Annotated in this window: 19 protein-coding genes; 10 read left to right on the forward strand and 9 right to left on the reverse strand. The window is 70.0% G+C overall.

Features of this window, described 5'->3' with window-relative positions:
- On the reverse strand, positions 1-1,077 hold the full coding sequence (locus AB0K11_RS21320) for a class I SAM-dependent methyltransferase (RefSeq protein WP_364981358.1): 1,077 nt from the start codon (positions 1,075-1,077) through the stop codon (positions 1-3).
- Between the two features lie 66 nt (positions 1,078-1,143).
- Entirely contained in the window at positions 1,144-1,554 is a 411-nt protein-coding gene (locus tag AB0K11_RS21325) for a VOC family protein (RefSeq protein WP_364981361.1), read from the reverse strand.
- A gap of 139 nt (positions 1,555-1,693) precedes the next feature.
- On the opposite strand from AB0K11_RS21325, the gene AB0K11_RS21330 reads away from it, so the two are divergent.
- Positions 1,694-2,779, forward strand: coding sequence for an S-(hydroxymethyl)mycothiol dehydrogenase (locus AB0K11_RS21330; protein ID WP_364981364.1), 1,086 nt, complete (start codon positions 1,694-1,696; stop codon positions 2,777-2,779).
- Positions 2,779-3,402 (forward strand): MBL fold metallo-hydrolase, encoded by a 624-nt coding sequence (locus tag AB0K11_RS21335; RefSeq protein ID WP_364981367.1) that lies wholly within the window; start codon positions 2,779-2,781, stop codon positions 3,400-3,402. The genes AB0K11_RS21330 and AB0K11_RS21335 overlap by 1 nt, the downstream gene beginning before the upstream one ends.
- Here AB0K11_RS21335 and AB0K11_RS21340 read toward each other — a convergent pair.
- Positions 3,399-4,136 carry an SHOCT domain-containing protein gene (locus AB0K11_RS21340; protein ID WP_364981369.1) on the reverse strand — a complete coding sequence of 246 codons (738 nt, stop codon included), beginning with the start codon at positions 4,134-4,136 and terminating at the stop codon, positions 3,399-3,401. The two genes, AB0K11_RS21335 and AB0K11_RS21340, sit on opposite strands and share 4 nt — an antisense overlap.
- Before the next feature lie 105 nt (positions 4,137-4,241).
- Between AB0K11_RS21340 and AB0K11_RS21345 the strand changes: the two genes are divergently transcribed.
- Positions 4,242-5,321, forward strand: a complete 1,080-nt coding sequence (locus AB0K11_RS21345; protein ID WP_364981372.1) for an SAM-dependent methyltransferase — start codon at positions 4,242-4,244, stop codon at positions 5,319-5,321.
- A 13-nt stretch (positions 5,322-5,334) separates the two neighbouring features.
- On the opposite strand, the gene AB0K11_RS21350 is transcribed toward AB0K11_RS21345, so the two are convergent.
- Positions 5,335-7,083 carry an Hsp70 family protein gene (locus AB0K11_RS21350; protein ID WP_364981375.1) on the reverse strand — a complete coding sequence of 583 codons (1,749 nt, stop codon included), beginning with the start codon at positions 7,081-7,083 and terminating at the stop codon, positions 5,335-5,337.
- Positions 7,084-7,144: 61 nt separating this feature from the next.
- Positions 7,145-8,218 carry a dihydrodipicolinate reductase gene (locus tag AB0K11_RS21355; protein WP_364981378.1) on the reverse strand — a complete coding sequence of 358 codons (1,074 nt, stop codon included), beginning with the start codon at positions 8,216-8,218 and terminating at the stop codon, positions 7,145-7,147.
- Positions 8,219-8,324: 106 nt separating this feature from the next.
- On the opposite strand from AB0K11_RS21355, the gene AB0K11_RS21360 reads away from it, so the two are divergent.
- Positions 8,325-9,080, forward strand: a complete 756-nt coding sequence (locus AB0K11_RS21360) for a 3-oxoacyl-ACP reductase family protein (RefSeq protein WP_264010523.1) — start codon at positions 8,325-8,327, stop codon at positions 9,078-9,080.
- Positions 9,081-9,087: 7 nt separating this feature from the next.
- Here AB0K11_RS21360 and AB0K11_RS21365 read toward each other — a convergent pair whose 3' ends face one another.
- Positions 9,088-9,624, reverse strand: a complete 537-nt coding sequence (locus AB0K11_RS21365) for a hypothetical protein (RefSeq protein WP_364981381.1) — start codon at positions 9,622-9,624, stop codon at positions 9,088-9,090.
- Between the two features lie 152 nt (positions 9,625-9,776).
- Between AB0K11_RS21365 and AB0K11_RS21370 the strand changes: the two genes are divergently transcribed.
- The 6 genes from AB0K11_RS21370 to AB0K11_RS21395 are packed head-to-tail and all read left to right on the forward strand — an operon-like array spanning position 9,777 to position 15,963.
- Positions 9,777-11,300 (forward strand): ABC transporter substrate-binding protein, encoded by a 1,524-nt coding sequence (locus AB0K11_RS21370; protein WP_364981876.1) that lies wholly within the window; start codon positions 9,777-9,779, stop codon positions 11,298-11,300.
- Entirely contained in the window at positions 11,297-12,265 is a 969-nt protein-coding gene (locus AB0K11_RS21375; RefSeq protein ID WP_364981384.1) for an ABC transporter permease, read from the forward strand. The genes AB0K11_RS21370 and AB0K11_RS21375 overlap by 4 nt, the downstream gene beginning before the upstream one ends.
- A complete protein-coding gene (locus AB0K11_RS21380) occupies positions 12,262-13,152 on the forward strand; it encodes an ABC transporter permease (RefSeq protein ID WP_364981387.1) in 891 nt (296 codons plus the stop codon). The genes AB0K11_RS21375 and AB0K11_RS21380 overlap by 4 nt, the downstream gene beginning before the upstream one ends.
- The gene (locus tag AB0K11_RS21385) at positions 13,149-14,762 is read left to right on the forward strand and encodes an ABC transporter ATP-binding protein (RefSeq protein ID WP_364981391.1); all 1,614 of its coding nucleotides are present in this window, start codon (positions 13,149-13,151) and stop codon (positions 14,760-14,762) included. The genes AB0K11_RS21380 and AB0K11_RS21385 overlap by 4 nt, the downstream gene beginning before the upstream one ends.
- A 13-nt stretch (positions 14,763-14,775) precedes the next feature.
- Positions 14,776-15,516, forward strand: a complete 741-nt coding sequence (locus AB0K11_RS21390) for an SDR family oxidoreductase (protein WP_364981394.1) — start codon at positions 14,776-14,778, stop codon at positions 15,514-15,516.
- Between the two features lie 18 nt (positions 15,517-15,534).
- A complete protein-coding gene (locus AB0K11_RS21395; protein ID WP_364981397.1) occupies positions 15,535-15,963 on the forward strand; it encodes a hypothetical protein in 429 nt (142 codons plus the stop codon).
- On the opposite strand, the gene AB0K11_RS21400 is transcribed toward AB0K11_RS21395, so the two are convergent.
- From AB0K11_RS21400 to AB0K11_RS21410, 3 genes are all read right to left on the reverse strand, one after another.
- The gene (locus tag AB0K11_RS21400) at positions 15,960-17,243 is read right to left on the reverse strand and encodes a DUF4185 domain-containing protein (protein ID WP_364981400.1); all 1,284 of its coding nucleotides are present in this window, start codon (positions 17,241-17,243) and stop codon (positions 15,960-15,962) included. The genes AB0K11_RS21395 and AB0K11_RS21400 overlap by 4 nt on opposite strands.
- Before the next feature lie 146 nt (positions 17,244-17,389).
- The gene (locus AB0K11_RS21405; protein ID WP_364981403.1) at positions 17,390-19,000 is read right to left on the reverse strand and encodes an alkaline phosphatase D family protein; all 1,611 of its coding nucleotides are present in this window, start codon (positions 18,998-19,000) and stop codon (positions 17,390-17,392) included.
- Positions 19,001-19,141: 141 nt separating this feature from the next.
- Complete coding sequence (locus AB0K11_RS21410; RefSeq protein ID WP_364981406.1) at positions 19,142-20,869, reverse strand: hypothetical protein; 1,728 nt, start codon at positions 20,867-20,869, stop codon at positions 19,142-19,144.

A 20,869-nucleotide genomic window follows, 5' to 3' on the forward strand; every position in this document is an offset into this window, starting at 1 on the left:
TCATCTCCAGGCGATGTAGTAGTTGTTCAGCACGTCCGACTCGATCTCCCTGACCTCGACGTCGTCGAAGCCGGCGTCCGCGAGCATCGACGTGGCGAGCTGACGACCCCAGCAGGTGCCGAGGCCCGCGCCGTCGAGTCCCAGCGACACGCTCATGCAGTGCATCGTCGACACCGTGTACAGATAGGTCGCCAACGGCGCGCCGACGTTCTCCTCGAGCCGGCTCGACGACTTGATGTCGACCATCAGCAGCACCCCGCCGGGCCGCAACGCACGGTGGATGTTCTCCAGCACCCGCGACGGCCGGGCCTGGTCGTGGATCGCGTCGAAAACGGTGATGAGATCGAAGGTCTGAGCCATGTCGAGCTCGGCCACGTCCGCGGCGACGAACCGGGCGTTCGTCAGTCCGGACCGGGCCGCCTCCCCCCGGCCGACGCCGAGGCCCTCGTCGGAGAAGTCGATGCCGGTGAACCGGCTGGCGGGGAACGCCTCGGCCATCACGTTGACCGCATGCCCGCTGCCGCAACCGATGTCGGCCACGTCGGCACCGGCACGCAGCCGCTCGGGCAGCCCCGTCACCAGGGGCAGCACCAGATCGACCAGCGCGGCGTCGAACACCTCGCCGCTCTGCTCGGCCATCAGCGTGTGGAAGCGCGGGTAGTCGCCGTAGGACAGGCCGCCACCGGTGCGGAAGCAGCCGAGGATCTTCTGCTCGACCTCGCCGAGCAGCGGGATGAACTGCGCCACCCGCGAGAGGTTGTCCGGCCCGGCGGCCCGGGTGAGCACGGCGGCGCGTTCCGCCGGAAGGGAATACGTGCCTGCCGCGGCGTCGAAGTCGACGACGCGACCGGTGACCACGCCGCCCAACCATTCGCGGACGTACCGTTCGTCGAGCCCGGCGGCGTCGGCGATCTGCGAGCTGGTCGCGGGTGGCAGCGCGGCCATCGCGTCGAACAACCGGGTCTGGTGTCCGATGCTCAGCAGGAGTGCCAGGCTGGCCGCGTCGATCGCACCCGCCATCCGCGCGGCGAAGTCCTCGGTGGCCTCGGAGGGTTTCTCGTGGTCGACAGTGGTCATGGCTCACTTCCGCGCGGTCGGTTCTGGTGGGTCTCTTCCTGACGACGGCCGAAGCCGCCGCCGGGTTCAATTCGCCGGTTCGCCGGGCGGCGCGAAGAACTCGAGCGCGATGCCGTCGGGATCCCGGAAGCTCAGACCGGATCCGTAACCGGCGTCGACGATTCCGCCGTGCGCCACACCCGCGGCGTCCAGCCTGCGGACCCACTCCTCCAGGTCGCCGCGGCCCGCGCAGCCGAACCCCACGTGGTCTAGCCCGATCCGGTACTCGGTGAAGGGCTCCTCGGGCGCCGGCCGGGTGTGCTGGTGCAGTCCCAGCAGCATGCCGCCGCCGATCGGGAACACCACGTGGCGGAAGCCGCCGTCGGTGTCCTCGTCGAGGACCGGGTCGGCGCCGATCAGCGCCCGGTACCAGGGCACGCTGACCGACAGGTCACGCACGGTCAGGGCGACGTGGGCCAGTGGGGCGAAGTCCGTCATCAGATCTCCTCTCGGCGCCAGCATGAACGGTAGCCCCGACGATCACCGTTGAGGCCGCATCGACCAGTTCTGTGAAAACGCTCCGCTGGAGGCCGATCGAGTCTGCGGGCAGAACCAAGCAGTTGTTAGGTTGTATGCCATGAGCCAGACGGTGCGTGGTGTGGTGTCCCGACGGAAAGGTGAGCCGGTCGAGGTGGTGGACATCGTGGTCCCCGACCCGGGTCCCGGCGAGGTGGTGGTCGACATCGTGGCCTGCGGCGTCTGCCACACCGACCTGACCTACCGCGAGGGCGGCATCAACGACGAATACCCGTTCCTGCTCGGCCACGAGGCCTCGGGCACGGTGGAGGCGGTCGGCGAGGGCGTCACCAACGTCGAGCCCGGCGACTTCGTCATCCTGAACTGGCGCGCGGTGTGCGGTCAGTGCCGCGCCTGCAAGCGGGGCAGGCCGCACCTGTGCTTCGACACCCACAACGCCGCCCAGAAGATGACGCTCACCGACGGCACCGAACTCACCCCGGCGCTGGGCATCGGTGCATTCGCCGACAAGACCCTGGTGCACGAGGGTCAGTGCACCAAGGTCGATCCCGACGCAGACCCCGCCGTCGCCGGACTGCTGGGCTGCGGCGTGATGGCAGGCATCGGGGCGGCGATCAACACCGGCGCCGTCAACCGGGACGACACCGTGGCCGTGATCGGTTGCGGCGGTGTGGGCGACGCGGCGATCGCCGGTGCGGCGCTGGTCGGCGCCCGGCGGATCATCGCCGTCGACACCGACGACAAGAAACTGCACTGGGCGCGCGAGTTCGGCGCCACCCACACCATCAACGCCCGCGACCTCGACGTCGTCGAGACCATCCAGGATCTCACCGGTGGCTTCGGCGCCGACGTCGTCATCGACGCGGTCGGCCGGCCGGAGACCTGGAAGCAGGCGTTCTACGCCCGCGACCTCGCCGGCACGGTGGTTCTGGTCGGTGTGCCGACCCCCGACATGACCCTGGAGATGCCGCTGGTCGACTTCTTCTCCCGCGGTGGGTCGTTGAAGTCCTCCTGGTACGGCGACTGCCTGCCCGAGCGGGACTTCCCCACCCTGATCAGCCTCTACCTGCAGGGCCGGTTACCGCTGGAGAAATTCGTGTCCGAACGCATCGGCCTGGACGGCATCGAGGACGCGTTTCACAAGATGCACGCCGGCGAGGTCCTGCGGTCGGTGGTGATGCTCTGATGGGCAACATCGAGCGGATCGTCACCAGCGGAAAATTCGAACTCGACGGCGGCAGCTGGGATGTCGACAACAACATCTGGGTGGTCGGCGACGACTCCGACGTGGTGGTGTTCGACGCCGCACACGACGCAGCGCCGATCGTGATGGCCGTCGGCGGCCGCAACGTGGTGGCGGTGGTCTGCACCCACGGCCACAACGACCACATCACCGTCGCCCCCGAGCTCGGCGAGGCACTCGACGCACCGGTGCTGCTGCACCCGGCGGACGACATGCTGTGGCGGATGACGCACCCGGACAAGGAATTTCGCACCGTCGCCGACGGCGACACGCTGCGCGCGGGCGGCGTGGAGCTGCAGGCGCTGCACACCCCGGGGCACTCCCCCGGTTCGGTGTGCTGGTACGCACCCGAACTCGGCGCGGTGTTCTCCGGCGACACGCTGTTCCAGGGCGGTCCTGGGGCGACGGGCCGGTCGTTCTCCGACTTCCCGACCATTTTGGCGTCGATCTCCGGGCGGCTCGGCGACCTGCCCGCCGACACCGTGGTCTACACCGGGCACGGCGACACCACCACCGTGGGCGACGAGATCGTGAACTACGACGAATGGGTCGCCCGCGGGCACTAGCCGTCGAGGATGCGGCGCTTCTCCGCCTCGAACTCGGCCTGCGTGAGAGCACCCGAATCTCGCAGCGCCGCAAGGGTGTTGAGCTGTTCGAGCCGAATACCCTGCTCTGTCGGCGAGTAGTCGTGAGCCGCGGTCGACCCGTCTGCGTCCGACGCCGTCGCGCCGAAGTCGTACAGCGGCGTGACCGGCCTCGCCCGCTTACCCGCCCGGTGGGACCACATGATCCCGGCTGTCAGCTCCACGACGCTCACCGCGAACAGTCCGGCGAACACCCATGGCAGCCAGCCGTACTCGCTGCCCTTCCCGAACGCCAACTGCGGATTGATGTAACCGTTGATCTCACCGTCGGTCTCGATGCCGTACACGCCCTCGGCGGGGATCTGCGCCACCCAGACACGCACCCGGGTGTCGCTGTTGACGGTGGTGACGCTTCCCCCGGTTTCGGTGATGTCCGGCTCGGCGACCCCTTCGGGCGGGTCCAACCGCAGCCGCAGCGGCGGCACCGGGAAGCCGCCGTCGGAACCGCCGGTGAAGGTGTGAAAGCTGACCGTCACCTCACCGGCAGGCAGGTGGAGGCTACCCCGGCCGGGAACCGGCACCTCGCCGTAGGCGTCGAAATCGTCGAACACGAAGACGTTCATCACGATCGTCACGACGAAGCCGACGATCGCCGAGATCATCGTCACCACCGCGACGCCGATGACGACCCGGGCAGCGAGCCGACCGTTGCGCATGGGCCGAAGTGTGTCACGGCGGCTGCTGATCCGCGGTGGCATCGGGCTGCGGCGGTTACCGTGGGAACCGAACCCAACCGCGTCGAGAGGGGGTCGGAGTTGGCCGTGCCCGAGTCGAGCGTCGTCGTGCGGCCCGAGCCCGTCGGCAGCGGGTCCTACTCCGCCAACTCACGCCTGCAGGCTGCCGGATTACGCGGCGCCATGGAGCTTTTCGAGCAGGCCGCGAAGACGGTGCCACTACCGGCCGCCCCGTATCCCATCGTGCTCGCCGACTACGGCGCGTCGACCGGGCACAACTCGCTGCTGCCGGTGTGCGCGGCGGTCAAGGCGTTGCGCGGCCGTACCCGGCCCGAGCACTCCATCCTGGTGGCTCACACCGATCTGCCGGACAACGACTTCACCGCGATGTTCCGCACGCTGGCCGAGGATCCGGACTCCTACCTCAGCAGGGACGCCGCCACGTACGCCTCGGCGGTCGGCCGGTCGTTCTACACCCAGATCCTGCCGTCGAACAGCGTGCACCTGGGTTGGTCGGCCTGGGCGGTGCAGTGGCTGAGCCGGGTGCCGTCCGCCATCCCCGACCACATCCAGGTCGCCTACAGCGCCGACGAGGCCGTGCGCGCCGCCTACGGCAGGCAGGCCGCCAACGACTGGCACGAATTCATCGCCTTCCGCGGCCGCGAGTTGAGCCCGGGCGGTCGGCTCGTCGTCATGACGATGGCCGTCGACGAGCACGGTGAGTTCGGGTACCGGCCGCTGCTGGCGGCGTTGACCGACGGGCTGTCCGAACTCGTCGCGAGCGGCGTGATCGGCGCAGAGGAACTGGCCCGCATGGTGATTCCCACGGTCGGCAGACAGGCGGCGGACTTCATGGCGCCGTTCGCGCCGTCGGGGCGGTTCGAACGACTGGAGATAGAGCATCTCGAGGTGTTCGACGCCGAGGACCGGTACTGGGATCAGTACCTCGTCGACAAGGACACGACCGCGTTCGGCTCGCGGTGGGCAGAGTTCCTGCGGGCATCGGTGTTCCCGACCATCGCCACCGCGCTCGACCCCGGTCGCGACGTGACTGCCTTCGCCGACCGATTGGAGCGCGAGGTCGCACAACGGCTGGCGGCCGCACCGGAACAGATGCAGATCCCGCTCGCGCACCTGGTGCTGTTCAAGCGGCCCAAGAGCCAGTGACTCCGCCGTACGCCTAGTTGCCGCCGATGGGCGGCGGCGCAGGGACGAACGGAAGTCCCGGGATCGTGGTGTACGGCAGCGTCGGGATGATCGGCGGACGGGTCGTCGAGGCCGGTGGTTGCGTGGTCTCCGGCGGCGGTGGCGGAGCCGTGGTGGTCGGCGGTGGCGGTGGCGGCGCCTCGGAGGGTGGCGGCGGGGCGGGCGACTCGGGGGCCGCCGGCGGCGGCGCCGTCTCGTAGACGGTCTCCGGTGGCGGGGCCTGGGTCTGCGGCGCAGGCGTCTCCCCCGGCGCAGCCGGTGGCGGCGCGGGCGCCGCGGTGGTGGTCGGGGTGGTGGTCGGCGTGGACGCCGGCTCGTCGTCGCCGCGCAGCGCGTAGGCCGCCGCAAGTGCGACCAGCACGAGAACCAACAGCGCTCCCGCTGCGACGATCACCGGCGGGCGTCGGTACCACGGGACCGGTGGCACCGCGGTGTCGTCGTCGTCGCGGGCGCCGAACGCCACGACGGGGCGCGCGGTCGTCGCGCCGGCGGGCCGGTCGGCGTCGGTCGGCGAGTCGGCCGGTGCGTCGTACTCGTAGTGGTCGGTCGCCGCGACGTCCGGGATGTCGTCGGCGTCCGACCACGCCAGCGCCCGGAACGTGCTCGACTGCGACATGTCGTCGGCGGCCGCCGCACCGGCCAACGCCGCCGCGGCCGGCGCGGCGGCCATCGCCGTCATCGTGTTGTCGGCCCCGCCGCGCACGGCGGCCAGCCCAGCGCCGATCGCCGCGGCCAGTTCGGGTTGCGGGTTGGTGACCACCGGCACCCGGAAGCTCTCGGACAGGGTCGCGGTGACCACAGGGATCCTGGCGCCTCCCCCGGTCGTCGCCACGGCGGACAGGTCGCCTGCGCGGACGCCCGCCCGTTCGAGTGTCTCGTGCACCACGGCGACGAAGTCGGCCAGCGGCTGGCGGACGGCGTCGTCGAGTTCGGCGCGGGTGAGCCGGACCTCGCTCTGCCGGCCGGGCAGGTCGGCCGCGAGCGACGTGACGGTCGCCGAGGACAGCCGCTCCTTCGCCGCGCGACACTGCCCGCGCAGCCGGGTCAGTGATCCGATCGCCGAGGTGCCGGTCAGGTCGACGGCTCCGGCCGCCGACAGGTCGTTGATGACATGGGTCAGCAGCGCCTGGTCGATCGCCGCGCCCGAGAGATCGGGATGCCGCACGGTGGGGCCGATGGGTGCGTAACCGTTGCCCGCGTCGGCCAGCGTGATGCTGGTACCGGTGCCGCCGAAGTCGCACAGCGCGACGACGCCGCTGGTGGGCAGGCCGGGATCGTCGTGCAGGGCGGTGAGCGCGGCGGCGGCGTCGGACACCACCACCGGCGCCGCGCCGAACTGCGGCACCGCGGCCAGCGCGCCCCGCAGCGAATCGACGGCGGCCGGCCGCCAGTGCGCGGGGTGGCTGACCGCGATCGGGTCGGCGGGCGGCTGTCCGCGGGTCACAGCGTGCAACAGCGCCCGCAGCGCGTCGGCGAGCACCACCTCGCCGCGATGCGACGTGCCGTCGGCGGCGACGATCCCCACCGGGTCGCCGACCCGGTCGACGAAGTCGGTGAGGATCAGCCCGCGTTCGGTCAGCTCGGGGTTCTCGCTGGGCACGCCGACCTCGGATGGACGGTGCGGGTACTGCGTCAACACCGGCGAGCGCGTCAGCGCGGCCCGTCCGACGACGACCGCGGTCAGCCTGGTCGCCCCGACCGACAACCCCAGCCCGTCTGCCATGTCACTCCCTCGAGATGGACCCCGTTCAGTTATCCATCTCGCGCGGCGGGGTCGGCGTTACTCAGCGAATTGTGCCTGCACCGGGGATGAGTGGTAAATCCAGGGCGGTCACCCAGCCCGGCGAGAGATCGTTGACGGCGGGCACCGCGTTGAGCGCCCGCATCCCGGTGGCCAGGCAACCCGCCGCCGCGGCATCCCGCCCGGACCCGTCGGTGAAGCGGAACGCCGTCTCCTGGGAGATGCTCGGGGTCCCCTCGATGTCCACCCGGTAGACGTCATCCTGGTTGCCCGTCGGCCAGTCCGGCGCGGCATCGCCGCCGATGCGGTTCACGTGTTCCAGCTGGATCCGGGTCTCACCCCGGTACACCCCGTTGATGGTGAATCGCACGGCCGCAACATGGCCCGCCGCGATCACGCCCTTGGCCGTCGGGCGCTCGGTGGGTGTGACCCACTTGTCGTAGGTCGTGGTGATCTCGTCGAGCATGATGCCCGCGGCGTGCGCGATCATCGGGACCGTTGCGCCCCATGCCATCACCAGGATGTCCTGCGTCTCGAGCAGTGCGCGCTTCTCCGGCGGGCGGCCGATGCCCATCTCGAACTCGTAGTCGCCGGTGTAGTTGGTGTAGTCGAGCAGCTCAGAGGCACGCACGGTGCGGACCTCCGAACACAGCCCCATCAAGGTCAGGGGGAAGAGGTCATTGGCGAAGCCCGGATCGATCCCCGTCGTCAGGCACGACGACTCGCCCAGTTCGCAGGCCTCGGTCACCGGCACGATCCAGTCCGGCGGGTTGAGGTGCATCGTCGGCCACACCCACGGTGTCATCGCCGTGGAGCAGACGTCGATCCCGGCCCGCAGGAAGCGGGTGATCAGCGCGATGTTGTCGCCGGCGTGGGCGGCGGTCGGGCCGTAGTGCACCAGCGCGTCGGGAGCCAGCGCGATCAGCGCGTCGACGTCGTCGGTGGCGATCACCCCGACCGGCTCACCCAGCCCGCAGAGCTCGCCGACATCGCGGCCGACCTTCTCCGGACTGCTCACCCCGACGCCCACCAGATCGAAGAGCGGATGCCGGACGATCTCGGCGATCACCATCGTGCCGACGAACCCCGTGCCCCAGACCACGACCCGCTTGGCCATCGATCACCTCTTCTGTCTCGTCGGCTAGCCGTCCTCACCCTAGGCGGGAATGATTCATCTGCGTCGGCGCTTGTCGATGAGACACCCCGAGCGAGGAGTTCACCCGATGACGGCTGCAATCGAAGGTCCGCTGAGCGGACGGCGCGCGCTGGTGACCGGCGGATCGCGGGGTATCGGCGCGGAGATCGTGCGCAAGCTGGCGCTCGACGGGGCGGCGGTGGCGTTCACCTACGGCGCGTCGGCCCGCGACGCCGACAACGTCGTCGTGGAGATGTCCAGGGCGGGCGCCCGGGTGCTGCCGATCCGTGCCGACAGCACCGACGTCGGACAGATCGCCTCGGCCGTGCAGGAGGCCGTGACCCGTCTCGGCGGGCTCGACATCCTGGTCAACAACGCGGGCGTGGCCGCCTTCGGCGACATCGAGACCTTCCCGCTCGAGGAGTTCGACCGCCTCGTCGCGGTCAACGTCCGCGGAGTGTTCGCCGCCATCCAGCAGACGGTGCCCCATCTGGGCGAGGGCGGCCGCATCATCAACATCGGCAGCATCAACGCCGAACGGGTGCCGGGCCCGGGTCTGGCGGTATACTCGATGACGAAGGCGGCGGTCGCCGGCCTCACCCGCGGACTGGCCCGCGACCTCGGCCCCCGCGGGATCACCGTGAACAACGTGCAGCCGGGTCCGATCGCCACCGACATGAACCCCGAGGAGGGCGAATTCGCCGACCTCGCGCGGCAGACGATCGCCGTCGGGCACTACGGGCACACCCGTGACGTCGCCGGGGTGGTGGCCTACCTGGCCGGACCGGACGCCGGCTACGTGACCGGAGCGAACTGGAACGTCGACGGCGGATTCACCGCCTGAGCACGCCCTAGAAGCAGCGGCGCAGGCCGCCCGGCTCGCAGATCAGCGGGTAGCGGTCCACCGGGATCGGCAGCGGCGCCTTGAAGGCCAGCGTGAACGGTGTCGACGTCATGGCGGGTTGCAGACCGCACACCGCGCCGTGGATGGACTTGCGGGTGCCCGCCAGCGTGGTCCCGCTCCACGAGAAGATCTGCTCGACCGCTGCGGTGGACCCGTCGGGGCACTTGAGCCCGTCGCTGACCTTGCGGGTGGTCGTCCACAGCCCGTTGGTCATCACCGCGTCCGAGCCGGATTGGCGCTCGGGTGTCACGTGCAGCCGGCATGCGACCGGCAACCACAGCGGTTCGCGGAGGTCGCCGACCGTCGGCACGCAGGTCGGGAAGATGGTCCAGTCGGCGCCGGTCTGGCCGCCCTCGTTGTAGGTGTAGACGCCCTGCAGGATCTCCGGCGGGGCGTCGGGCGGCTGCGCCTGCGCGATGGGAGCCCAGCCGACCGCCGAGCCGGCGAGGATGACGGCGGCGGCGAGCACGCGACGGAGTCTCATGAGGGTTGAGTATCGCAGCAGCGCCGTGGCCCGTCACCGGTTTGTCGGTCGCCGCATCCGGGAACCGGGCGTTTCGTGGCGGACGATCAGCGGGTAAGTGATCTTGGATCATCCGCATGAGCCCTGGAGATGGCGTGACCCGTAGACCGATCGTGCTCGGCGGTCTGATCGCGGCTGTGGTGGCCCTGGTGCTCGGCACGACGTCCTGTTCAACGGGCGAGCGGGTCGACCTGGGTGACGAGGCGTCCGGGAACCTGATCGCGGCGATCGCCGGGGAACCCGACCAGCTCGACCCCCACAAGACCAGCGCCTACTTCTCCTTCGAGGTGCTGGAGAACGTCTACGACACCCTGGTCGAACCCGACGCCGCCCTGGAGATGCGCCCGGCGCTGGCCGAGTCGTGGGACGTCAGTCCCGATCAGCGGGTGTGGACGTTCCACCTGCGCCGGGGGGTGACGTTCCACGACGGCAGCCCGTTCACCGCGGACGACGTCGTGTACTCCTACCGGCGCATCATCGACGAACAGCTCACCAACGCCGACAAGTTCAGCGCGGTGACCGACGTGCGCGCACTGGACCCCGCGACGGTGCGGATCGCGGTGAAGGCGCCCACCCCGAACCTGCTGACCAACATCGGCGGCTTCAAGGGGATGGCGATCGTGTCCCGGGCGAACGTCGAGAGCGGGCGCATCGCCACCCATCCCGTCGGCACCGGACCGTTCTCGTTCGCCGGTCAGCGCAGTGGCGACTCGATCACGCTGAAGGCCAACCCTGCGTACTGGGCGGGACCGCCCAAGGTGTCGGGCGTGACGTTCCGCTTCATCTCGGAGCCGTCCACCGCGCTGGCGGCGCTGCAGGCCGGCGAGGTGGACTGGACCGACTCGATCCCGCCCCAGCGGGTCGACCAGCTGCGCGACGACGACTCCCAGCGGCTGGCGGTCACGCCGAGCAACGACTACTGGTACCTCGCCATGAACGAGGCCCGCGATCCGTGGCGAGACCCGCGGGTGCGTCAGGCCATCGCCTACGGCATCGACCGCGACGCGATCGTGCAGGCCACGAGCTACGGCACCGCGGCGCGCAACCAGCTCGCGATTCCCGAGGGCAACCCCTGGTACACGCCCTACGACACCTACCGCTACGACATCGAGAAGGCCAAAGAGCTTCTAACACAGGCGAATGCCGCCCCGGAGCGGATGGACATGCTGGTCACCAGTGAATACCCGGAGACCGTCACCGCCGCCCAGATCATCGCCGACAACCTCGCCCCGCTCGGCATCACCGTCGACATCCGCACCGTCGACTTCGCGACCTGGCTCGACGAGCAGAACAACGGCAACTTCGACATGCTGATGATGGGCTGGCTGGGCAACATCGACCCCGACGACTTCTACTACGCCCAGCACCACACCGACGGGACGAGCAATGCCCAGAAGTTCTCGAACCCCGAGGTGGACCGCCTGCTCGATCGCGGCCGCGTCGAGACCGACCGCGCCGCCCGCCGCGACGTCTACGCCCGTGCCGCCACCATCATCGCCGACCAGGTCAGCTACCTCTATCTGTACAACCCGTCGGTGATCCAGGCCTGGTCCAACGACCTGTCGGGGGTCGAGGCCCGCCGCGACGGCGCCGTGCGCTTCCGCGCCGCGGAGCTGGCCGGAGGCGAATCGACATGAGCGACTTCCTGTCTCATCCCGTGTTGCGATTCCTCGTGCGGCGGGTGCTGTACTCGCTGGTGGTTCTGCTCGGGGTGCTGGTGGTGGTGTTCGCCCTGGTGCACCTGGTGCCCGGCGACCCGGTACGCATCGCGCTGGGCACCCGCTACACCCCGCAGGCCTACGAGGCGTTGCGCTCGGCCAGCGGGCTGGACCGCCCGATCGTCGTGCAGTTCTTCAGTTACCTGGGCAACGCGTTCACCGGCGACCTGGGGGTGAGCTTCCGCAACGGTGACCCGGTGACGGTGACGCTGCTGGACCGACTGCCCGCGACACTGTCACTCGGGGTGGTCGGCGTCCTGATCGCGCTGATGATCGCGGTGCCGGCGGGCATCTACTCCGCGCTGCGCGAAGGCCGGATCAGCGACACCGTCGTCCGGATCACCAGCCAGTTCGGGGTGTCGGTGCCGGACTTCTGGCTGGGCATCCTGCTCATCGCCCTGTTCGCCACCACGCTGGGCTGGCTGCCCACGTCGGGATACCGCCCGCTGTTCGACGACCCGGCGGGGTGGCTGCGGCACATCGTGCTGCCCGGCCTCACCGTCGGGCTGGTCGCCGCGGCGATCATGACGCGCTACATCCGCTCGGCGGTGCTCGAAGTGGCCTCGGCGGGTTATGTCCGTACCGCCCGCTCCAAGGGACTGCCGCCGCGCATCGTGACGTTCCGGCACACCGTGCGCAACGCCCTGATCCCGATCCTGACGATCACCGGCATCCAGCTCGCCACGATCCTCGGCGGCGTGATCGTCGTCGAAGTGGTGTTCGCGTGGCCCGGTCTGGGCCGGCTGGTGTTCAACGCCGTCGCCGCGCGCGACTATCCCGTCATCCAGGGCGCGGTGCTGCTGATCGCGGCGCTCTTCCTGGTGATCAACCTGATCGTGGACGCGCTGTACGCAGTGGCCGACCCCCGGATCCGGCTGTCATGACCGAGCCCGCGCAGACGGCAGGCGACAGCGGCAGGGTGGCGTCCTGGCGGCTGCTGCTGGGCAATCCCGTCACACTGGTGTCCGCGGTGGTGCTGACGGCCGTCGTCGTCGTCGCGGTGTTCGCGGGGTGGCTCGCGCCCTACGGCGTCAACGACATCGACGTGCCCAGTGCGTTGCAGTCCCCCAGTGGCGCACACTGGTTCGGCACCGACGAACTCGGCCGCGACGTGTTGTCACGGGTGCTGGCGGCCGTGCAGGCGTCGATGCGGGTAGCGGTGATCAGCGTGGTGTTCGCCGTCGTGGTCGGCGTGACGATCGGTGTGCTGGCCGGCTATCTCGGCGGCTGGCTCGACACGGTGTTCATGCGCATCGTCGACGTGATGTTCGCGTTCCCGGTGCTGCTCCTCGCACTCGCCGTGGTCGCGGTACTGGGGCCCGGGGTGACGACGACGATCCTGGCGATCGGCATCGTCTACACACCGATCTTCGCGCGCGTCTCGCGCGCGAGCACCCTGAGCGTGCGGGTGGAACCGTTCGTGTCGGTGTCGAAGACCATGGGCACCGGCCATCTGTACATCCTCGGCAGGCACATCCTGCCCAACATCGCCGGACCGCTCATCGTCCAGACGTCGCTGTCGCTGGCGTTCGCGATCCTGTCGGAGGCCGCGCTGTCGTTCCTGGGGCTGGGCATCCAGCCGCCGCAGCCCTCGCTGGGCCGGATGATCTTCGACTCGCAGGGTTTCGTGACGCTGGCGTGGTGGATGGCGGTGTTCCCCGGCGCGGCGATCTTCGTGATCGTGCTGGCGTTCAACCTGCTCGGCGACGGGCTGCGCGACGTGCTGGACCCGAAGCAGCGCACCATGATCGAGGCCAGGAGGAAGCAATGAGCGGGCCCGTCCTGGACGTGCGCGACCTGCACGTGCGCATCGGCGGGCGGGAGATCGTGCGCGGCATCTCCTTCGACGTGGCCCGCGAACAGACCCTGGGGATCGTCGGCGAGTCCGGGTCGGGCAAGTCGATGACGGTGCTCGCGGCCACCGGCCTGCTCGACGCCCCCGGCGCCATGGTGACCGGGTCGAGTTCGCTTGCCGGACAACACCCCGTCGAGCTGGTCGGGGCGTCGGCGCGGACCCTTCGTGCCGTGCACGGCGGCCGGATCGGGTTCGTCTTCCAAGATCCCGGGACGTCGCTCAATCCGCTGCTGACGCTCGAGCGGCAGATCACCGAGTCGCTGGAGACACACCGCAGCATGACGCGCAGGCAGGCCCGCGGCCGCGCGCTCGAGCTGCTGACCGCCGTCGGGCTGCCCGATCCGGAGTCGCGGCTGCACTCCTATCCGCACCAGCTCTCGGGTGGGCAGCGTCAGCGGGTGATGATCGCGATCGCGCTGGCGTGTGACCCCGAGCTGCTGATCGCCGACGAGCCCACCACCTCACTGGATGTCACCACCCAGGCGCAGATCGTCGAACTCGTCCGGGACCTGCAGCGCGACTTCGGCGCCGCGGTGGTGTGGATCAGCCACGACCTCGGCGTGATCGGTCAGGTCGCCGACGACGTCACGGTGCTGCGGCAGGGCGAGGCCGTGGAGCAGGCGCAGGTCGCCGACGTGTTCGCCAGTCCGCGACACGAGTACACCCGCACACTGCTGGCGTCGCGGCCGTTGCTCGGGGGCGGGGCACCCGCACCCGCACCAGCGGATTCTGCTGCGCTGCTCACCGTCGAGGGACTCGACGTGAGATTCCCCGTGACGACGCCGACGGGCCGTTCGACGGTGCACGCCGTCAAGAATTTGTCGTTCACCGTCCGGCGCGGCACCACACTGGGGCTCGTCGGTGAATCCGGTTCCGGCAAGTCGACTGTCGCCGCGGCGCTGACCGGCCTGGTCACCCCCGATGCCGGCACCGCGACGCTCGGCGACACCGATGTGTTCGACGTCAGGGGCGCCGCTGTGAAGGCGCTGCGGCGCCGGATCGGGCTGGTGTTCCAGGATCCGTTCTCGTCGCTGAACGCACGCAACCGGGTGGGCACCGCGATCGAGGAACCGCTGCGGGTGCACAAGCTCGCAGACGGGCGCCGGGCCCGCCGGGCCCGTGTCGCCGAGCTACTCGAACTCGTCGACCTGCCTGCGTCTTTCGCGTCGAGATATCCGCACGAACTGTCGGGCGGTCAGCGTCAGCGGATCAGCATCGCCCGGGCGCTGGCCGGTGAGCCGGACCTGCTGATCCTCGACGAGTCGACCGCGGCGCTCGACGTGTCGGTGCAGGCCCTGGTGCTCGATCTGCTGGGCGGCCTGCAACGGGAACTCGGACTGACGTATCTGTTCATCGGCCATGACCTCGCGGTCATCCAGCAGATGAGCCACGAGGTGCTGGTGCTGCGGGCCGGCGAGGCGGTCGAGTACCGGCCGGCCGCGGATCTGTTCGCCGGGCCCGAGCACGAATACACCCGCGCCCTGCTGGCCGCGGTGCCGCCGGAACGGCCTCGTGCCTCGGCGTGAGAAGGTCTAGGCCATGAGCCAACTGAACGGGAAGGTGGCGCTGGTGACCGGCGCCTCGGCGGGTCTGGGTGCGGCCACGGCGAAGCTGTTCGCCGAGCGCGGTGCGTCGGTCTTCGGCATCGCCCGCGACGCCGACCGGCTGGCCGAGGTGTTCGCGGGTGTGCGCGGCGGCCGGTTCGCCTCGGTGGACATCACCACCGCGGCGGCGTGCCGGGATGCCGTGTCGCAGTGCGTCGCCGAGTTCGGCCGGCTCGACGCGTTGGTCAACGTCGCCGGGTTCCACCAGATGCGGCACACCCTGGACGTCACCGACGAGGACTGGGAACGCGACCTCGCGGTGAACCTCAACGGACCGTTCTTCCTGTGCCGGGCCGCCCTGCCGCACCTGCTGGAGGCAGGCGGCAGCATCGTCAACGTGGCCTCGATCGCCGGTGTGGAAGGCGAGGTCTACTCGGCGGGCTACTGCGCGGCCAAGCACGGTCTGGTCGGGCTGACCCGGTCGCTGGCGATCGAGTTCACCTCGAACCGGTTGCGGGTCAACGCCATCTGCCCCGGCGGTATGCGCACCGCCCAGGTCACCGAGTTCGCGGCGCCGGAGAACGCGGACTGGAACCTCATCATGCGGATCGCCTCGCCGCGCGGATTCATGGACGTCACCGACGTCGCCAAGACGATCGCGTTCCTGTCCAGTGACGACGCGGCTGCCGTGCACGGCGCGGTGTACATCGTCGACAACGGAAAAACGGCGGGCTGAACTGGCAGGATCGACGCCGTGAAGACCTCCCCCGGTGACGCCGTCGACTCGCAGGCCACGTCGGACAGCACGGTGGTGGCCGGCTCCACCGCCACCGCCGGCAGCAGCATCGTCGCCGGATCGGCGGCCACCGTGTCCAGCGCCGTCGTCGCGGGTTCGGTGGCGACGACGGCCAGTGCCGGTGTCGCCGGCTCGGCGGCCACCGTCGCCAGCGCGGGCGTCGCCGGATCGGCCGCCACCGCTGCCAGTGCGGGCGTCGCCGGAAGCATCGTCGTGGCGATGTCGATCGCGATGGCCGGCTGCATCGGCTGTGTGGCGTGCGCGTTCTGCAAGCGCTGCCTGGCCTGCCTCGGCTGCGTGCAGTGCACCGATTGCGTTGGCTGCGTTGGTTGTTACAACTGCTCAGGGTTGCGTGGCGCGGTCGGGAAACGCGACGTGCACGTCTAACTCAGCGACGTGTGCATCAGCATCGTGCTGTAGTCCGACCACCGCGACAGGGTGAAGTAGAGGTCGCTGCCGGACGACCACGGATGGATGTAGGGCGCGTAGATCCCGCCGGGCACCGCGGCGGACGTGACGAGGGTCTTCGCCGAACTCCACGGCCCCTCGGGCTTGTCGGCGGTGCGCATCACGACGTTGCTCACCGTGTTGGTGTAGAGCATCACGAATTTTTTCAGGTGGTCGTTCCACGCCACCGACATCTCGCTGCCCGGCGCCCACACCACCTGGATCGCCAGGAACGGGAAACCGCGCAGCCAGCCGAACGGCGTGTGGTACTCGTAGGCCGACTTGTCGGCCACCGCGTTCTCGGGAACACGGGACAGGAACGGCATGCCGCCGCGTCCCGCGCCGGTGCCGTAGGCGTAGACGTAGCCGCCGTGCCGCAGATACGCCTGCATCTGGAAGTTCTGGTCACCCCAGGTGAACGGCACGCCGGGGACGGTGTTGAACCAGCTGGGCCGGATGCTGGTGGCAGGCACCGTCCACGTCTCGCCGTTGGTGTCGGACACCGCGACGGCCGAGAAGTTCGTCGACCACTGTCCGGGTGCGCCCCACTGGCTGACGGACATGAAGTTGACGTACTGCCGGGTGCCGACCGAGATGCCTGCCGTCGGGATGATCGTCACCTCGGTGGCGGCCAGCCGGAGGCTGTCGATCACCTGCCGGGAGAAGTTCGGCCGGCTCTGCAGCACGGGTGAGCCGGCGAACTGGTTGCCGTACTGCGGCCCCGGTACGTCGAGGCCGTTGCCGAGATCGCGGCTCGCACTGCGGAAAAGAGTGTTGTTGCGCCATTCCTGGCCGGCCATGTTGCAGTTGCCGAAGGTGTCGCCGAAAGCGATGAGCACCTGCCGCTGAGCGCCGGAATAGCCGTTGTCCCAGAGGAGGCCGAGGTCGGCGCCGGAGATACCGAACTTCTGATAGGAGCCGGAGCCCGGCCCCACGATCGTCTCGACCACCGTCGCCGTCTCCGCGGCGGGCGCGGCCGCCGCGCGGGCCGCGGTGTTGGGCGCCACTTCGGCGTCCGCCTTCGCCGCTTCGGCAGGGGTGGTCTTCGGCGCGGGCTTGCGGCCGATGGGCAGGTGCAGAACCGGCAGCCGGGGTGTCGCAGACTCCGGGGCGGCCCGGCGCACAGAACTGCCGCCGGAGTCGAAGACGGAGCAGGGGTCCGCGGCCGCGGTGGGGCTCGTGAGGACGGGGAGGACGAGCGATGCGGCGGTTGCCGACACGACCGCAAGGGATGCCAGTCGTCGCGAGGCCGGCATGACCCACCTTTCATCGGTTACTACAGAGACTGTAGTGACTGATGTGGTTTGCCCGCCGCCCGCGAGCCGGACTGAAGCCGTCCCGTGACCGGGCCGAAACCTCGAGTGAGTCAGAGCAGCTTGTGCTCGATCACGGTGGCCAGCCGGGGTTTACGCCACCGTCCCTCCACCCGCTCGATGCGTACGCCCATCTCGCCGCCCGCGATCTCGAGGGTGCCGATCTGGTTGCGGAAGTGCGGCATGGTGACCGGCCGCCAGCGCAGCCGCGGCATGCCCACCTTGGTCGTCTTGACCAGCGCCCTGCCCACGACCTCGGCCAGTTTGGTGTGTCCAAGCCGCAGCACCACCCGCTCGCTCGCCGACGGCTCCTTGCGCAGACCGGAGCACACCACCTGCCAGAATTTGGTGGCCGGCGTCGGCGCTTCCTCCTCGGGCACCTCGACCTCGGTGACCCAGCAGTGGTGCACGTCGCCGCCGAACATCACCATCGTGTCCGGTGCGCGGCCCCGCCTGCCCGCGGCGATGTCGACGACGAGATCCTCCAACTTGCGGTAACTGTCCTGGAAGCATGCCCAGTGGTCGAGGTTGGCGGTGATGCGGACCTTCTCCCCCAACCCGCGCATCCGCCTGCCCCATGCGCCGTCGCTGACGGCCTCCGACCACGCCTCGATGTGGTGCATCCCGTAGGGCAGCAGGATGGGCAGCGAGCTAGCGAACAGCAGGTGCCGGTAGTCGCCGTCCACCTTGGACGTGATCCAGTCCCACTCCTCGTCGGTGGTGATCTGGCGCCGGCCCGGGGTGAGCTGGCGTCCGGTGCGGGCGTCCACCACGATCAGCCGGGCCGGGCCGAGGTCGCGGCACATGCTGAAGTGCGAGACCCCGTCGTCCTGCTCCGCCATCTTGGCGAGTTCCTTGATCGGCTCGGTGCCCTGCCGGCTCTCCAGCACCCGCTGGAAGGTGTGGTCCTTGGCCAGCTCGTCCGGTGACATGTTGCCCAGATGCTGATAGATCCAGTACGCCATCAGTCCGCCGATGATGCGTGTCTCGTACCAGTCGGTCTGCCGCTTCTCCCGGAGCCATTCCAGCGAGGTGTTCCACTTGTCATTGATCTCGTGATCGTCGAACATCATGGACGTCGGGATCGTCGACAGCATCCACCGGACGATCGGGTCGCTCCAGGCGTCCCAGTAGCCGATGCAGTACTCCTCGAAATCCTCGAGCACCTCGACCGGACCGTTGGCGTGCACCTCGCGTTCGGCGACCATGTCCTTGATGGTGTCGTTGACCTGGTCGGCATAGAGCTGGTCGCCCAGCATCATCAGCGCATCAGGCCACAGCGCCGACGGTTGCCGCAGCATCCGCATGCCGTACGCGCGCAGCACGTCGATGCCCTGGCCCTTGGAGTGCCACATGTGTTGGTGGGTGTAGGGCGGGTGGTGCGGCGCCGACGCCCGGCAGGACCCGAACAGCAGCCGCAGGTTGCCGTCGGGCGGCAACAGCCTGATGCGGGGCTGCGGCAGCTCGTAGCCGAACGGCGGCCAGGCCTGCACGCCGTCGAGATGCACCTCGTACGGATGCTCCTCTTCGGGGTCCAAGCCGGTGACGCACACGATCGCGAAGTGGTGACCCTCGACTTCGAACGTGTCGGCGGTGCTGCCGAGAACCTCCACCCGGCAGGCCTGGTCGGTCTCGACCCACACCGTGGCATCGGTCTTCCCCACATGTCGCAGGAGCGGACCTACTCGAACCTCGGGCACCCCGCCATGATGCCCGACGGCGGCGGTGTCGTCACCGCGAATGGTCGCGAACGTCAACGACTTCAAGATCGCCGAGGCGTCCGGGCCCCGGCCCGATCACCCGCGTCACTCGGGTCTGCGGCGGCCCAGGAACACCGCGAGCCCGAGGGCGCCGAAGCCCAGCGCCGCCACCGCCCCGGCCGCCGCGTAGAGCGCCATCTGGGTGCGGTCGGGCGCCGCGGACTCGTCGGCGGCCAGGCGCAGCGGATAGTCGCCGGGCAGCGGCACGGCCTGCGGTTCGTCCAGACCGGGGAACTGCTGGGTGCGGTGCACCTCGAACTGCCGCTCACCGTTGGGATTCTGGACCCACTCCCCCCAGGCCGGCGTCGCCCCGTCGAGCAGCACCCTGCGCTCGCCGAAGCGGGCGTCCTCACCCATGTCGACGATGCGGTTGACGCGGAACGGCTGATAGACGGCCTGCGGGTAGCGCACCTGCACGGGCACGTTGTCGTAGCGCACCAGTCGCGGGGGCTGCGGCAACGGCAGGCCGGGCCGGGGTACGTACCCGCCGCCGAAGAACGTGCCGACCGCGACGTCGACCGCGGTGTCGGCAGCGCCGAGCACCACCGCGGTGAAGCTGTACGCGGCGAACTCTGCCGCCTCCAGCACGATTCGCGCCAGCGGCGGGATGTACACGATGCGCGGCCGGTTGAGGTACACGTAGACGATGCGCACCGGGTTGCGGTACGGGTTGAAGAAGGTGGGCCGGTAGTAGCGGTCGTACTCCACCCAGTCGCGGTTCCACTGCCGCACCTTGCGGTCCCAGCCGCGGTCCCGGTCGCGGTCCCACCGGTCCTTGACCCAGCGGTCCTTGTCCCACCGGTCCTTGTCCCACCGGTCCTTGTCCCAGTCCCACTGGTCCCTGTTCCAGTCGTCGCGGTCACGGTCCCGCCGATCGGACGAGAAGATCGCCCTCGACAGCGTGTCCAGCTCCTGCCTCGGAGCCTCGACCACCTTCTGCACAACGGGTTCCGCACGGCGGGCGACCTGCACGTCCTCCGCGGGGGCGAGCAGGGTCTGCGGCCGGACCTCGCGGATCGCCTGCGCGGGCTCCGGCGCGTCGGCCGGCGACCCGGCGTCGGGGGACTTCGCGTCCGGGGCCTCCGCCGTCTTCCGCGACTCCGCCGTATCCGGGAGGTCCGCCTTCGGCGACTGGGCGGGGTCCGCCGGAGCCTCCGGCGTGGCCTCGTCCGGCGTCGGCGCCGGGGTGGGCCTCGGCGCGCCGGCAGCAGGCTCCTGCGCCTGCTCGGGCTTTGCGGCGGACTCGGGCGCTTCGACCCGCGTGGGCTCGGCGACCTGCACCGGTTCCCGTACGGGTGCCGGCCGCTCGACGGGTGCCGGAGTTGCTGCGGGCAGCGGCTTCTCGGCGCGAGGCGGCTCGGCGACCGCAGGCCCTTCGGCCACCGGCGGCGCCTTCTTCACCGGAGGGGCCTTCACGACCGGTGGCGCCTCGACGACCGGCGGAGCCTGAACGACCGGGGGCGCCTCGACGACGGGCGGCGCCTCGACGACCGGCTCGCGCTTCACCGGCGCCTCGACGACGGGCTCGGGCTCGACGACCGGTGGCGCCTGCACGGGCGGAAGTGACTCCGGCGCAGCGGCTTTGCGCTCCGCCGGCCGCTGCCGGACCTCGGGCTCGGATCCGGCTTCGGGCGGCGACGGCAGCACCGTCTCGGTCGGCCCGACCGGGTCCTTGTCGGGTTTGGCCAGCGCCGGGGCGGCGCCGCCGGACAGCGCGGTCAGCGAGATCACCACCCCCGATGCCAACGCCGCCGCAGCAGTTCTCGGGTTCAC

The sequence above is a fragment of the Mycobacterium sp. NPDC050551 genome, assembly GCF_040674075.1.
Classification (GTDB): domain Bacteria; phylum Actinomycetota; class Actinomycetes; order Mycobacteriales; family Mycobacteriaceae; genus Mycobacterium.